Origin of the sequence: Halioglobus sp. HI00S01 (assembly GCF_001635445.1) — a bacterium.
In the GTDB taxonomy this organism is placed as follows: domain Bacteria; phylum Pseudomonadota; class Gammaproteobacteria; order Pseudomonadales; family Halieaceae; genus Halioglobus; species Halioglobus japonicus.
In genome coordinates this window covers 1-220 of the sequence record NZ_LWEE01000154.1, presented here as the reverse complement: position 1 = coordinate 220, position 220 = coordinate 1, and the positions used below count along the sequence as shown (strand labels likewise).

At 62.3% G+C, this 220-nt stretch carries 1 pseudogene; it reads right to left on the bottom strand.

The features are described 5' to 3' along the window. Positions 1 to 220: pseudogene (locus A3709_RS15020) on the bottom strand (3-methylcrotonyl-CoA carboxylase); the annotation flags it as partial.

The following is a 220-nucleotide window of genomic DNA, read 5'->3' as shown; positions in this document are numbered from 1 at the left end:
GCAGAAACAGCTTGTTGTTGTTCATGCCCAGCAGCTGGGTATCCTGAACGGCAGAAGCCAGGCGCCGGATAGCCTCCGCACGATCGCTGCCATAGGCGATGACCTTGGCAATCATTGGGTCATAGAAGGGGCTGACCTCCTGACCCTGCTGGATGCCGTGGTCCATGCGCAGTCCCGCGCGCTCGGGGTATTCCCACAGGCGCACCGTGCCGGTCTGAGG